Source organism: Faucicola mancuniensis, from assembly GCF_046523945.1.
GTDB classification, from domain to species: domain Bacteria; phylum Pseudomonadota; class Gammaproteobacteria; order Pseudomonadales; family Moraxellaceae; genus Faucicola; species Faucicola mancuniensis.
The window spans coordinates 2,027,866-2,040,732 of the sequence record NZ_CP171363.1 but is presented as its reverse complement, the minus strand read 5'-3'; the positions used below and the strand labels follow the sequence as shown (position 1 = coordinate 2,040,732).

Sequence of the window (12,867 nt, the reverse complement as noted above, 5' to 3'; positions counted from 1 at the left end):
AAATTTTTAAATCTTTATCCATCATTTTTGCAAAACTTTTGTGAAAAGAGCAAAAAATGATTGGTAATTTTTGTAAAAGGTTTTATAATAAGTTTTAACAAATAATCATTTGGGCAAATGATAAAAAACTGTGTATAAACCTCAACAAGGTAGTTCTCTATCCATTGAAATTGGTTGTGAACATAAGGAGTGTGAAATGTTAATTCTAACCCGCCGTGTCGGCGAAACCTTAATGATTGGTGATGAAGTCAGTGTAACTGTATTGGGCGTAAAGGGAAATCAAGTACGTCTAGGCGTAAATGCACCCAAAGATATCGCTGTCCACCGTGAAGAAATCTATCAACGTATCTTGCATGAACGTGGCGAAGAGTACACCCCTGCGTTCACCATGCCAAACTATAATTCTGATAATCGTGGCTATGATAACCGCAACTTTGACCCAAATCAAAACTACCGCAATGCTCCAAATTATCAAAAAACTTATCCAAATCAACAACACGGCTACCAAAACGACTATCGTAACTATAACCGTGAACGTTTTGACAATCCAAACTTTAAACAAAACAAACCACAAATGAGCCATTTGGAAAATCGTGGTTTTGGGCAACAAAATGCCGATAACTTTAACCCATCATTTGACCCTTTTGAAGACGATTATTATAATCGTTAATTGTGGTTATTTGATGAAAAGTTAAATTTTTTAGGAGATTTTGATGATTAGTCCAGTTGCTTTGTCGTCTTTATTGTCAAAAATTGATAATAAAACCCTTAATTTTAAAGGTGTTTTGGAATTTATTGACGCAAACTATGATTACACACCAACCCAATTTACCAATGGTCTGTTGCACAATGCCCCTTATGAAAATGAAGGCAGTTGCAAGGTATTTGGTTTTGCCAAACACAATAATTTAAGCCAAATTGATACCTTAAAGTTATTTGCTGAGCATTATGATAAGGTCAAAGCCACCCCAAACGATAACGACCACGCCAATATCCGTAATTTTATGTTTTATGGTTGGCAAGGGTTTTTGATGGGTGACAATTGTTTAAAACCAAAAAAATAATCATTGAATTAAAAAAAGGTAAAGACAACACTTTACCTTTTTTTATGTCTGTTTTTTTGCCAATCGCCGTTGTTTAAAAAATTGTTGTAACATGGCTTTGCTTTCATCTGCCAACAAACCTTGTGCCACTTGCAAATAATGATTATAAAAACTTTTTTCCAAAAAATTTTGTTGGCTGACTATCATACCTGCTTTGGGTTCTGTGGTCGCAAAAATCAGCTTGGAAACACGGGCATGAATAATCGCCCCCAAACACATAGTACACGGCTCAAGCGTCACATATAACTCGCACCCCTGTGGCAAGCGATAATTATCAAAAAACTTACAAGCATTGCGAATGGCGACCATTTCGGCATGGGCGGTGGCATCGTGTGATACAATCGGCTGATTGTAGCCTGTGGCGATGATTTTGCCGTCATGCACTATCACCGCACCGACTGGCACTTCGCCCTGCTTTGTCCCATATTCGGCACAGGCTAGAGCGATTTGCATATAGCTTTGTTCAATATCGCTAAATTGTGAATTGTGTAAATCTAACATCTCTAACATCATGATTGCGGTAATTGCCAATCAATCGGACTTTTGCCACAGCTCATCAAATAATCATTTGCCTTAGAAAATGGGCGTGTACCAAAAAATCCGCCTTGATTTGCCCCGAGTGGTGATGGGTGTGTGGCAGTTAAAATTAGATGTTTATTGGTATCAATATGCTTGCCTTTTTTCTTGGCATAACCGCCCCACAAAATAAACACGCAATGCTCACAATGCTGATTGACCGCTTCAATCACCGCATCGGTGAACTGCTCCCAGCCCTTGCCCTGATGACTGCCAGCCTGCCCTGCTTCCACCGATAGCATACTGTTGAGCAGTAGCACGCCTTGCTTCGCCCAATGGGTCAAATCGCCATGAGCGGACGGTGCAATGCCCAAATCACTTGCCAATTCTTTTAAAATATTTTGCAAACTGGGCGGTTTTGGAATGGCTTTTGGCACACTAAACGACAGCCCCATCGCCTGCCCTGCCCCATGATAGGGGTCTTGCCCCAAAATCACCACTTTGACATTGGACAATGGCGTTAAATCAAAGGCATTAAACATCAATTTGGCAGGTGGATAAATCTCTTTATTATCGGCATATTGCTGTTTTAAAAACGCACGAATGTTTGCCATATTGTCCGAAACCAACTCATCTGCTAACGCCCGTTTCCAATCATCAGGCATACGCACATTGTCCAAAATCGCCTGTTGTTCGGCTGTCCACGTTGGATTTGTTGTGGTGTTAAACATAAAAAACCTGTATTTTATTAAAATTTAAACATCTATTTTAACAGATTTTTTGGCAAAATAAGACCATTGATTAATCATAATTTTTTGTTAATTTTAAAAAAAATTCATAAAAAATTATTATAACTTATTGACTTTTATAACAGCCTAATAAATCAAGGATTTAAATTTAGCAAAAAAACAATCCACAAAAAAAATAAAAAAACAAGCTAGTTTTTTCATTTTTTTTCGGCTATATTGTGCAAACCGAAAACAATTATCCCCTAGATATAGTATAAAATTTCTTTTTTACCTACAATTTATAGCAAAATATAGCAACATTGGTTTTTTTAAGCAAAAAATCAATATTAGGCTTTTTTCGCCAAAATTTTTGTAAAATCGTCAATTTATCTAAATTAATTGTTTAAATTTTTAAAACAAAGGAACAACGATTATGACCAAATTTGAAAATTTAAAAGTACAAAAACGTGATGGACGTTTAGAACCGATTAATTTAGATAAAATTCACAAGGTCATTGAATGGGCAGCAGAAGGCTTAGACAATGTGTCCGTTTCACAGGTGGAATTGTCCGCTCATATCCAATTTTATGACAATATTACCACCAAAAGTATCCACGAAACCATTATCAAATCAGCAGCGGACTTGATTTCGGTTGCCACGCCTGATTATCAGTATTTAGCGGCACGTTTGGCGATTTTTCATTTACGTAAAATCGCCTATGGCGATTTTGAACCACCACATTTGTTTGCTCATGTCAAAAAATTGGTAGAAAATGGCAAATATGACAAACATTTGTTAGCAGACTATGTAGAAAGTGAGTTTGATGAATTAAATGCTTATATTGACCACAACCGTGATTTGAATTTTGCCTATGCCGCTGTCAAACAAATGGAAGGCAAATATTTGGTACAAGACCGTGTTAGCAAACAAGTGTTTGAAAGTCCGCAGTTTTTGTATATGTTGGTCGGTATGTGTTTGTTTGCCAATTATGATAAATTGTACGATAAAGCAACCCGTTTGGACTATATCAAACGTTTTTATGATGCGACTTCCACTTTTAAAATCTCACTGCCAACGCCGATTATGTCTGGCGTGCGTACGCCTACTCGTCAGTTTAGCTCGTGCGTGCTGATTGAGTGCGATGATAGTCTTGATAGTATCAATGCGACCACGTCTGCGATTGTGCGTTATGTGTCGCAACGGGCAGGGATTGGCGTGAATGCAGGGCGAATTCGTGCGATTGGCAGTAGCATTCGTGGCGGTGAAGCCCAGCATACAGGCTGTATTCCGTTTTATAAATTGTTCCAAACCGCAGTAAAATGCTGTTCGCAAGGCGGTGTGCGTGGCGGTGCAGCAACGTTATTTTATCCGATTTGGCATTTAGAAGTAGAAAATTTGCTTGTGCTAAAAAATAATCGTGGTGTGGAAGACAACCGTGTTCGCCACATGGATTATGGCGTGCAGATTAATAAAACCATGTATCAACGCTTGATTAAAGGACAAAATATCACCCTGTTTTCACCGTCTGATGTTGCAGGTTTGTACGATGCGTTTTTTGCTGACCAAGCTGAATTTGAACGTCTTTATGAAATGTACGAAAAAGACGAAAGCATTCGTAAACAAAGCATTTCGGCACAAGATTTGTTTAGCCTAATGATGCAAGAACGTGCAAGTACAGGGCGTATTTATGTGCAAAACGTTGACCATTGCAACACGCACAGCCCGTTTAATCCTGCACTCGCACCGATTCGTCAATCTAATCTGTGTATGGAAATTGCCTTGCCAACAAAACCGCTTGACAATATTAATGATGAAAAAGGCGAAATTGCCCTTTGTACCTTGTCTGGCATTAATTTGGGCGAAATTAACGATGTTGCCGAGATTGAAGAACCTGCCGAATTGATTGTACGAGCATTAGATGCGTTACTGGATTATCAAGATTACCCTGTCGCCGCCGCCAAAAATGGCTCAATGAAACGCCGTACGTTGGGCGTGGGGGTGATTAATTATGCCTATTATTTGGCAAAAAATTGCACAAAATATTCGGACGAAAAAGCGTTGGGCTTAACACATCGCACGTTTGAAGCGTTCCAGTATTATTTGCTAAAAGCGTCAAACAAATTGGCAAAAGAACAAGGAGCTTGCCCTGCATTTGGCGATACCACCTATTCACAAGGGATCTTGCCGATTGACACTTACAAAAAAGACCTTGATGCTGTGTGCAATGAAGCCTTACACCTTGACTGGGAAAGCCTACGCAATGACATCAAAACGCATGGTTTACGCAATTCTACCTTGTCAGCATTAATGCCGTCAGAAACGTCAAGCCAAATCGCCAATGCAACCAACGGCATTGAACCGCCTCGTGGCTTGGTTTCGGTAAAAGCGTCAAAAGACGGAATTTTAAAACAAGTTGTGCCAGAGATTGACAAATTGCGTGATAGCTATGAGTTGTTATGGCAAATGCCAAATAATACAGGTTATTTGCGATTGGTAGCGATTATGCAAAAATTTATCGACCAAAGCATTTCGGCAAATACCAATTATGACCCAACAAAGTTTGAAGATGGGCGTGTGCCAATGAAGGTGATGATTCAAGATTTGTTGATGGCGTATAAGTTGGGCGTAAAAACCTTGTATTATCATAACACTCGCGATGGGGCGAATGACGCTCAAGATGATTTAGATGGTTGTGCAGGTGGGGCGTGTACGCTTTAAACGAAAGTTTTTTATGTTAAATCAACCAGAAAATACTAACTTTCAAATCCATTGCCCAACTGCTCATTGTAGCGGTTGGGTTTGTTTTATTGATGAATTTTATGGCTGTGGTGAATGTGGCAATGTTTGGTTTTCCAAAGATGAACTTGACACGGCAATTAATGAAATTATCAAAAAATATCCGTATCGTAATCAAGTTTACCAAAAAATTGATAATACTTATCAACCAAATGATACCAAACTGCCCAATTATGATAAACTGATTGAAACTGAAGATTGGTAAAATTTATTGGTATTTTCAAAATCCATACCGTAAATAAACGATAATTATCATGAACAACACCAAAAACTATATCGAGAATTCTACAAAAGCCTATATCAATAACATGGATTTTTTTGATTAAATCTAATCATGGCAAAATCTGTTTTTAAAAAACCAAACGTCTTATCACCCATTCATTTTTGGCAAACGTTTTAACAGAACAAACAACCATACATTTACCAAAGTTAATAAACAAAAATCCACAATCCACACCGCACACAACGCCCAAACTTGGCTAAAACCATGCTTTAACGCCACCATGCCACTTCCGCCCATATACACCAATAACAGCATACTCACCAACAGCAAAGCATACGGGCTTTTTCCCTTTACAATCACAGGCGTACACAGCATCACAGGCAACAGCCAAAGCCCTTGCCACACCATACCGCCAATGACAGACGGCTGACTTTTTAACAATAAAAATGACAAAATCGCCACCCCAAACAAGCGAAAAATTAACCAAGTAATATAGCTAATTTTTAATTTTTGGTGAATGGGATAAACAGGTTTTAGGGCAGAATTGGCGTTATTTTTCATAAAATTTGGCAAATATTGGTTAAAATTTCACAGATTTGTACAGTTATATCACAGAATTTCACATTATTTGTTGTTGTTTTATGATAACATATTTCTATTTGTTTTATGTGATGAAATTTTATGAATGAACTGTTAGTGAAATTAAAAAAAATGCCTTTTATGCAAAATCATTGGGTCAAGTTTTTGATTTATTTGGTAAAAAACTTTTTAAATGATAATTGCACACAAAAATCGGCTTCTTTAACCTACACGACTTTGTTATCCATCGTGCCTGTTTTGACCTTGGTTTTGGTAATTTTGTCATCTGTGCCACAGCTGACAGGGGCAAAAGAAAGTATTCAGCAGATGATTTATAGCAATCTGTTACCGTCTAGCGGATTTCAAGTTACCCAATATTTTAATGATTTTGCGGAAAAGTCGTCTAACTTGACAGTGATTGGTTTGGGTGCATTGTTTGTTACCACGGTAATGACCTTGATTACCATTGAAGCTACTTTTAACGAAATTTGGAAAGTTGAACAAAAAGAAACCACAGTCGTAAGTTTATTGCGTTATTGGGCGATTATCACCCTTGCTCCGTTGGTGCTTGGTACAGCGTTTATTGCGTCTAGTACTGTACAAAGTTTGAGTTTTTTAAAGCAGCAAATTGGCGGTTATGCGATTAACTGGGCGATTTGGGTGCAGATTGGCTCGGTTGCGGTGATGACGTTGGGTTTTGTGTTGATGTATTGGTTTATCCCACGTTGTCAAGTGCGGTTCAAATTTGCGTTAATCGCAGGCGTGATTACAGGCATTATTTTTGAATTGTTAAAACAAACTTTTGGTTTTGTGGTACAAAATTTTACCAGTTATGAAAAAGTGTATGGTGCGTTTGCGGTGTTGCCTGTGTTTTTATTGTGGGTATATTTGTCGTGGAACGTGATTTTGCTTGGGGTGCAGATTAGTTATTGTTTGACGATTTTTAACACCAAAGAAGTCAATCCACGCCATGCCCTGTTTAGCATTATGGATATGTTAAATGTGCTATATCGCGAACATAAGTTGGGTAATGCCGTGACCGAAGCAGGCTTGCGTGATGTGCTAGGTCGCCAAGAAATGCCCCATTGGTATCGCTATATCAGCTTTTTGGAAGACAACAACCTTATCACCATGTCCGACCATGACGAATATATTTTAAAGCGTTCGTTAAACGATTATACTTTTTGGGATTTTTACAAAAATTTGCCTTATCCTTTGCCCCATTCGCAAGATTTAGAAGAGCTAAAAATCCACGCACCTTGGGCAAGCGAATGGATTGACACATTGGCAAGTAGCGAAGCGATGTTAAAACAACAATTTAACATGCCGATGGCGAATATTTTTGACAATATGCCACCGAGAAACCGCCCAAATGCTGATGACATTCATCACGCCAAAAATGATGGCGATGTGGCAAACGAATTTATCCAAAATCGTGAAAAAATAGGACTATCAGGTGGTCAGGTCAGTGATGTAAATAACGATGACAAACGTATCAAACAAACCGATAAAGAGCGTTTGTTAAACGGCGAAACGCCACAAAGCGACAGCATTAGCCAAACAAATGTTGCTCAAAAAAATGTAACGCAAACAAGCACTTCGCAAGGCGATAAAAAATTTAACAACAAACAAACCCGAGATACCACCGCCGTTTTATCAAAATTTAATAGCGTCAAAAGAAGCGTCAGCAAACAATTGGACAAACGTGTGTTGCCAACCCTTGCAAAATTGCCAATTATCGGTAAAATTAGTCAAAAAATTCAGCAACCGCCCAAAGACATCACCATTATCACCGAAGCGGACAAACCCAACAACGACAAAATGCCTTAAAAATGTTATTAGACACTACCTTTGACCCAAAATCCATCATCTATCTATTTGATATGATTGGTATTGTTGCCTGTAGCGTATCAGGCACGATTTTAGCACGCTCAAAAAACTTCGACCCTATGGGCTGTATTTTGGTATCTATGGTAACGGCGATTGGTGGTGGTACGGTGCGTGATGTGATGTTAAATCGCCACCCATTATTTTGGATGGTGGATATGAATTATTTGATTGTTATCACCATTACATCATTGATTTTTCAAGCATTTTTTGAAAATAGCCAACGTATTAGCCCACAGACGGTGGATAAATGGTTAAAATTTACCGACACCATTGGGCTGTCGGCTTTTACCTTGATTGGTTTAAAAGTGGCGTTAAGTTATGGGGCAAATCCATTGATTGCGACATTGCTCGGCATTGTTACCATCATCGTTGGTGGTATGATACGAGATATGATTTGTAACGAAATTCCGTTGGTACTGCGAAAAGAGATTTATATCAGTGCAGGGATTGCAGGGGCGTTGGTGTTTTTTGGCTTGCAACACTTGTCGCTACCGAGTTGGGTGGTGGAAATTAGCACCATGCTTACGGTTTTTTGTGTACGAATGTTGGCAATTCGTTATGATTGGTATTTAGCCCCTGTTCATCAATGGTTTAATATTATGAAAAAATAAGTATTTAACAATTTCATTATCAAATTAACACCGCTTTTTTAATGTTTAATTGTAATTTAATCTGTCCGTTAAAATCATTTTTTTCAAGCACAAATAAGGCATGAATATTTGACACGCCACGCATGACTTGGGCGATATTCACCTTATCAAAATCGGCGTTAAACCAGACTGCTTCTAGCGTCATTGGCAAATTATCATAGCTTAACCACAGCTTTAAATGACGCTCTTTTAGCACCCGAAAATCCTGCACCACAAACACACCATCAAACATCGGTGGCAAAAATCCATGTCCCCAAACCGTCAAATTGTCCAAATAATCCAAAAACCCCAAACTAAACTCTTGTGGGGCTAACTGCCCATCAGTAAACAAAGTTTCAGCAAATACATCATCGTCAAGCGATTGCATGACCTTGTTAAAGGCTTGGCAAAATAGCTCAAATTTGCCTTTTTCTATGGTTAAACCTGCCGCCATCGCATGACCACCAAAATGACTGATTAAATCAGGATAATCAGTCGCCACCGCTTCAATCGCATCACGAATATGAATCCCCGCAATGGAACGAGCCGAACCCTTGATAAAGTCGTTGTCACAAATCGCATTGGTATCGGCAGGGGCAAACACAATGGTGGGCAAATGATATTTTTCTTTTAAACGACCTGCGACAATGCCAATCACGCCTTGATGCCAGTCGTCTTGATACAAAATCACACTACGAGTAATCGCTTGATTGTCGTTTAATTTGGCAAGCACCGTATCGGCTTGTTCTCGCATTTCTTGTTCCACTTGACGGCGATTTTTGTTCAAGTCATCTAGCTGTTGAGCCAGTCGTTGGGCTTCGACCCAATCATTGGTTAATAAACATTCAATGCCAATTCGCATATTGTCCATTCGCCCAGCCGCATTGATACGAGGCCCGATAATAAAGCCAAAATCTTGCACCGTCATTTCATCGGCATACTTGCCTGCCTGTTCTAACAATGCCAAAATGCCAAAACAGCATTGATTTTGGCGAATTTTTTGTAATCCATGTGCCACCAAAATCCGATTATTTTGGTCAAGTACGCCCACATCGGCAACCGTCCCCAACGCCACCAAATCCAAATAACGGCTGACTTGGGTACTAGATTTGTTTGCCTGTCTACGAACTTTTGCCAAATTTCCCAACACATAAAACGCCACGCCCACACCCACCAGCGATTTACTGGCAAAATCACAGCCCAACTGATTGGGATTTACCACCGCATCGGCATTTGGCGTTGCTTTGGTTGTCAAATGATGGTCGGTAATAATCACCGTCAAGCCATGTTCTTTAGCACGGTTCACCCCTGCATGGCTAGAAATGCCATTATCCACGGTTACAATCACATCTGGCTGATAAGCCGCCACACCCAAATCCACGATTTCAGGGGTCAAACCATAACCATATTTAAAACGGTCAGGCACTAAAAACTCAACATTTGCCCCAATCTCTCGCAACACTCGCACCATCAACGCCGTGCTGGTCGCCCCATCACAATCAAAATCGCCCACAATCAAAATCTTTTGTTGATTGTCAATCGCTTTATCCAACAGGCTAACCGCTTTATCAAGCCCCAACAAATTTACCGCAGGCAGCATTGCGCCAAGCGACAAATCCAATTCATCAGTCGCCACCACGCCACGCCCTGCCAAAATATTGGCAATCGTCAAAGATTGTTCGACAATCGGTTGTAATTGCGGAAATGCGTCTAAATTTTTTGGATAACGTGGGGTCAAATTTAACATGATAATCAAGGCTTTAAAAAGAAATAAAAAAGGGTTCTATCATCTAAAAATTTTGGTAAAAAAGCAAGTAAAACTTACAGCTATTGGGTCAAAATTAGATGAAATGCATGTTTAAAGGCGATTTTTGATAAAAACAACCTAATTTTTGGCAATTTTATGCAAAATTTTCTTTAAATTTTACGATTTAACACAATATATTGCTATACAAAGATAAATTTTTTTGCTAATTTAAATGCTGTTATTTGATTGTATTTAGATTTTAAAAAGGTAGGATATTTTATGGCAAATCCAATTTTATCTCGTGCTGATTTGGCAGTGAGTAACACGCCGATGACGATTCAAGGCGTGGTGCGTAAGACTTCGTTTTTGTTAGGCTTGTCAGCATTTACAGGGTTTAGTTTTTTTATGTTGGCGATTTTTGCAGGACTTAGTTCAACATTTATTTATGCGGCAAGTTTAATCAGTATGTTGGTCGCTTTTGGTATGGGCTGGGCTGTGATTGCAAAACCGCATTTGGGCAAAGTATTGGCTGTGCCTTATGCTATGTTAGAAGGGATTTTGATTGGGGCGATTTCATTATTTGTTACCACGCAATTCCCAACGGTTGCGGTAACGGCAATGGTGGCAACCTTTGTTACCGCAGGGGTAATGCTTGCGTTATATCGTGCCAATGTGATTAAAGTTACCGAAAAATTTCGCTCAGTCATGATGTCAGCCATCATTGCCATTAGCCTTGTGTATTTGGTGCAAATTGGCTTAAGTTTGTTTGGTAGTTCTATTCCTTATTTGTTTAGTGGCGGTATCACAGCCGTAGCGTTTAGCTTGTTGGTTGTGGTGATTGCGTCATTTAGCTTGTTGTTGGATTTTGACAATGTAGAACGTGCTTATCAATCTGGCGTTGATGAAAGTTTTGAATGGGTGCTAAGTATCGGTATTTTATCAACATTGGTTTGGATGTACATTGAATTTGTACGTTTTTTGCGTAATTTACAAGATTAATCGCAATCTTAGATTTTCAAAAAAAACACGGTTTTTGAGCCGTGTTTTTTTTGTTTTTAGTCAAACTCAAACATGGCTTACAGTTTATCAACATTTTTACGCCTTTAGGGCTGAATGGTATGAAAACTGTGCTTAAATTCGTTATAATAGTTCAATTTTTTCAAATCTATCTAAGAACCTGTATTCACAACATTACGCAGTAACATTTTACAAATTTTAAAAGTAGATATTTATTTGCTTTTGCATGGAAAATCGCTGAATCTTGCTTTTCTGCGTCAAAAACTTGCCTGATAGAATGACTATCAGTCTGCGTTTTTTCCTTGAAAAGCTGGCGATTTATTTCATTTTTCATTGCAAAAACGTTGTGAATATAGGTTCTAATTTTACAACAGAGGCTGTTATGGTTAATGAAGAATCCTTAAAACACTTTGCAGAAGAATCGCTCCACGAAGCACGCAATGTCATGTTTAATATGCTGACAAAAGTCGTGGAAATCGGCGGTTCTGACCTGTTTATCACCGCAGAATTTCCGCCAAGTGTCAAACATCAAGGCTTGATGAAACCGCTTAGCCAAAAAACTTTAACATCAGAAAAAACCAAACTGTTTGCCTATAGCTTGATGAATGACAGACAGCGTGAAGAATTTGAAGAACACCTTGAGTGCAACTTTGCGATTAACGTGCCAAATGTCTCTCGCTTTCGTGTCAATGTCTTTCAACAACAACTCCAAGTCGGCATGGTGATTCGTACCATCGCAGCAGAAATTCCTAACTTTGAAAAACTTATGCTCCCACAAAAACTTCGTGATGTTATTATGGAAAAACGTGGTTTGGTATTGGTGGTTGGCGGTACAGGTTCTGGTAAATCCACGTCTTTGGCGGCGATGATTGACTACCGCAACGAAAACCAAGCAGGACATATCATCACTGTAGAAGACCCTGTGGAATACGTTCACAAACACAAAAAATCCATGATTACCCACCGTGAAGTGGGCGTGGATAGCCACTCTTGGCACAATGCCCTAAAAAACACTTTGCGACAAGCCCCTGATGTGATTTTGATTGGGGAAATTCGTGATACTGAAACGATGGAACACGCCATTGCCTTTGCCGAAACAGGGCATTTGTGCTTAGGTACATTGCACGCCAACAACGCCAACCAAACGCTTGACCGTATCATTAACTTTTTCCCAGAAGAGCGAAAAGGTCAGCTATTGATGGATTTGTCGTCCAATATGAAAGCGATTATTTCTCAGCGTCTGATTCGTACCGAAGATGGCAAAGGTCGCCGTGCGGCGGTTGAGATTATGTTAAACACACCGCTCATTGCCGATATTATCCTAAAAGGCAATATGCACGAGTTAAAGGCGATTATGACAAAATCTCGTGAACTTGGTATGCAGACCTTTGACCAAGCGTTGTTTGACCTGTATAACGAAGGGGCGATTACTTATGATGAAGCCATTCGTAATGCCGATTCTGCCAACGAATTGCGTTTACAAATCAAGCTAAAAAGCACACGCGGCTCAAAAGATGATGGCAGTGCAACGGCATTGTCATTACATGAAGATGTGGCAGAAGAAAAAGCGGAATAAAACTTTTTTAATTAAAAAAATTAATAAAAAAAGATTGGTTATCCAATCTTTTTTTGTTTAAA

Annotated in this window: 11 protein-coding genes and 1 pseudogene; 8 read left to right on the top strand and 4 right to left on the bottom strand. The window is 39.1% G+C overall.

Features of this window, described 5'->3' with window-relative positions; all coding sequences use genetic code 11:
- Positions 1–196 precede the first annotated feature (196 nt).
- Together csrA and ACGTJS_RS10025 are read left to right on the top strand one after the other, a co-directional pair.
- Positions 197–412: pseudogene (gene csrA, locus ACGTJS_RS10030) on the top strand (carbon storage regulator CsrA); the annotation flags it as partial.
- 301 nt (positions 413–713) lie between these two features.
- Positions 714–1,064 carry a HopJ type III effector protein gene (locus ACGTJS_RS10025; protein WP_410471953.1) on the top strand — a complete coding sequence of 117 codons (351 nt, stop codon included), beginning with the start codon at positions 714–716 and terminating at the stop codon, positions 1,062–1,064.
- A 42-nt stretch (positions 1,065–1,106) separates the two neighbouring features.
- Here ACGTJS_RS10025 and tadA read toward each other — a convergent pair whose 3' ends face one another.
- The gene (gene tadA / locus ACGTJS_RS10020) at positions 1,107–1,613 is read right to left on the bottom strand and encodes a tRNA adenosine(34) deaminase TadA (protein ID WP_410473258.1); all 507 of its coding nucleotides are present in this window, start codon (positions 1,611–1,613) and stop codon (positions 1,107–1,109) included.
- On the bottom strand, positions 1,613–2,350 hold the full coding sequence (ung, locus tag ACGTJS_RS10015; RefSeq protein WP_410471952.1) for a uracil-DNA glycosylase: 738 nt from the start codon (positions 2,348–2,350) through the stop codon (positions 1,613–1,615). The genes tadA and ung overlap by 1 nt, the downstream gene beginning before the upstream one ends.
- A gap of 430 nt (positions 2,351–2,780) precedes the next feature.
- Between ung and nrdA the strand changes: the two genes are divergently transcribed.
- Both nrdA and ACGTJS_RS10005 read left to right on the top strand, forming a co-directional pair.
- On the top strand, positions 2,781–5,066 hold the full coding sequence (gene nrdA, locus ACGTJS_RS10010) for a class 1a ribonucleoside-diphosphate reductase subunit alpha (protein ID WP_410471951.1): 2,286 nt from the start codon (positions 2,781–2,783) through the stop codon (positions 5,064–5,066).
- Positions 5,067–5,079: 13 nt separating this feature from the next.
- Positions 5,080–5,349, top strand: coding sequence for a hypothetical protein (locus tag ACGTJS_RS10005; protein WP_410471950.1), 270 nt, complete (start codon positions 5,080–5,082; stop codon positions 5,347–5,349).
- A 165-nt stretch (positions 5,350–5,514) separates the two neighbouring features.
- On the opposite strand, the gene ACGTJS_RS10000 is transcribed toward ACGTJS_RS10005, so the two are convergent.
- A complete protein-coding gene (locus ACGTJS_RS10000; protein ID WP_410471949.1) occupies positions 5,515–5,928 on the bottom strand; it encodes a hypothetical protein in 414 nt (137 codons plus the stop codon).
- 120 nt (positions 5,929–6,048) lie between these two features.
- Between ACGTJS_RS10000 and ACGTJS_RS09995 the strand changes: the two genes are divergently transcribed.
- Both ACGTJS_RS09995 and ACGTJS_RS09990 read left to right on the top strand, forming a co-directional pair.
- Positions 6,049–7,776, top strand: coding sequence for a YhjD/YihY/BrkB family envelope integrity protein (locus ACGTJS_RS09995; RefSeq protein WP_410471948.1), 1,728 nt, complete (start codon positions 6,049–6,051; stop codon positions 7,774–7,776).
- Between the two features lie 2 nt (positions 7,777–7,778).
- Positions 7,779–8,447 carry a trimeric intracellular cation channel family protein gene (locus ACGTJS_RS09990; protein ID WP_315042207.1) on the top strand — a complete coding sequence of 223 codons (669 nt, stop codon included), beginning with the start codon at positions 7,779–7,781 and terminating at the stop codon, positions 8,445–8,447.
- Between the two features lie 19 nt (positions 8,448–8,466).
- On the opposite strand, the gene recJ is transcribed toward ACGTJS_RS09990, so the two are convergent.
- The gene (recJ, locus tag ACGTJS_RS09985) at positions 8,467–10,212 is read right to left on the bottom strand and encodes a single-stranded-DNA-specific exonuclease RecJ (RefSeq protein ID WP_410471947.1); all 1,746 of its coding nucleotides are present in this window, start codon (positions 10,210–10,212) and stop codon (positions 8,467–8,469) included.
- Positions 10,213–10,491: 279 nt separating this feature from the next.
- On the opposite strand from recJ, the gene ACGTJS_RS09980 reads away from it, so the two are divergent.
- Complete coding sequence (locus ACGTJS_RS09980) at positions 10,492–11,211, top strand: Bax inhibitor-1/YccA family protein (RefSeq protein ID WP_410471946.1); 720 nt, start codon at positions 10,492–10,494, stop codon at positions 11,209–11,211.
- A 400-nt stretch (positions 11,212–11,611) separates the two neighbouring features.
- A complete protein-coding gene (locus ACGTJS_RS09975; RefSeq protein ID WP_315042202.1) occupies positions 11,612–12,805 on the top strand; it encodes a PilT/PilU family type 4a pilus ATPase in 1,194 nt (397 codons plus the stop codon).
- The last annotated feature ends 62 nt before the right edge of the window (positions 12,806–12,867 follow it).

Bases quoted from the DNA above. Each gene is read 5' to 3' on its own strand.
- ACGTJS_RS10025 (WP_410471953.1), top strand. From the start codon at position 714: ATGATTAGTCCAGTTGCTTTGTCGTCTTTATTGTCAAAAATTGATAAT.
- tadA (WP_410473258.1), bottom strand. From the start codon at position 1,613: ATGTTAGAGATGTTAGATTTACACAATTCACAATTTAGCGATATTGAA.
- ung (WP_410471952.1), bottom strand. From the start codon at position 2,350: ATGTTTAACACCACAACAAATCCAACGTGGACAGCCGAACAACAGGCG.
- nrdA (WP_410471951.1), top strand. From the start codon at position 2,781: ATGACCAAATTTGAAAATTTAAAAGTACAAAAACGTGATGGACGTTTA.
- ACGTJS_RS10005 (WP_410471950.1), top strand. From the start codon at position 5,080: ATGTTAAATCAACCAGAAAATACTAACTTTCAAATCCATTGCCCAACT.
- ACGTJS_RS10000 (WP_410471949.1), bottom strand. From the start codon at position 5,928: ATGAAAAATAACGCCAATTCTGCCCTAAAACCTGTTTATCCCATTCAC.
- ACGTJS_RS09995 (WP_410471948.1), top strand. From the start codon at position 6,049: ATGAATGAACTGTTAGTGAAATTAAAAAAAATGCCTTTTATGCAAAAT.
- ACGTJS_RS09990 (WP_315042207.1), top strand. From the start codon at position 7,779: ATGTTATTAGACACTACCTTTGACCCAAAATCCATCATCTATCTATTT.
- recJ (WP_410471947.1), bottom strand. From the start codon at position 10,212: ATGTTAAATTTGACCCCACGTTATCCAAAAAATTTAGACGCATTTCCG.
- ACGTJS_RS09980 (WP_410471946.1), top strand. From the start codon at position 10,492: ATGGCAAATCCAATTTTATCTCGTGCTGATTTGGCAGTGAGTAACACG.
- ACGTJS_RS09975 (WP_315042202.1), top strand. From the start codon at position 11,612: ATGGTTAATGAAGAATCCTTAAAACACTTTGCAGAAGAATCGCTCCAC.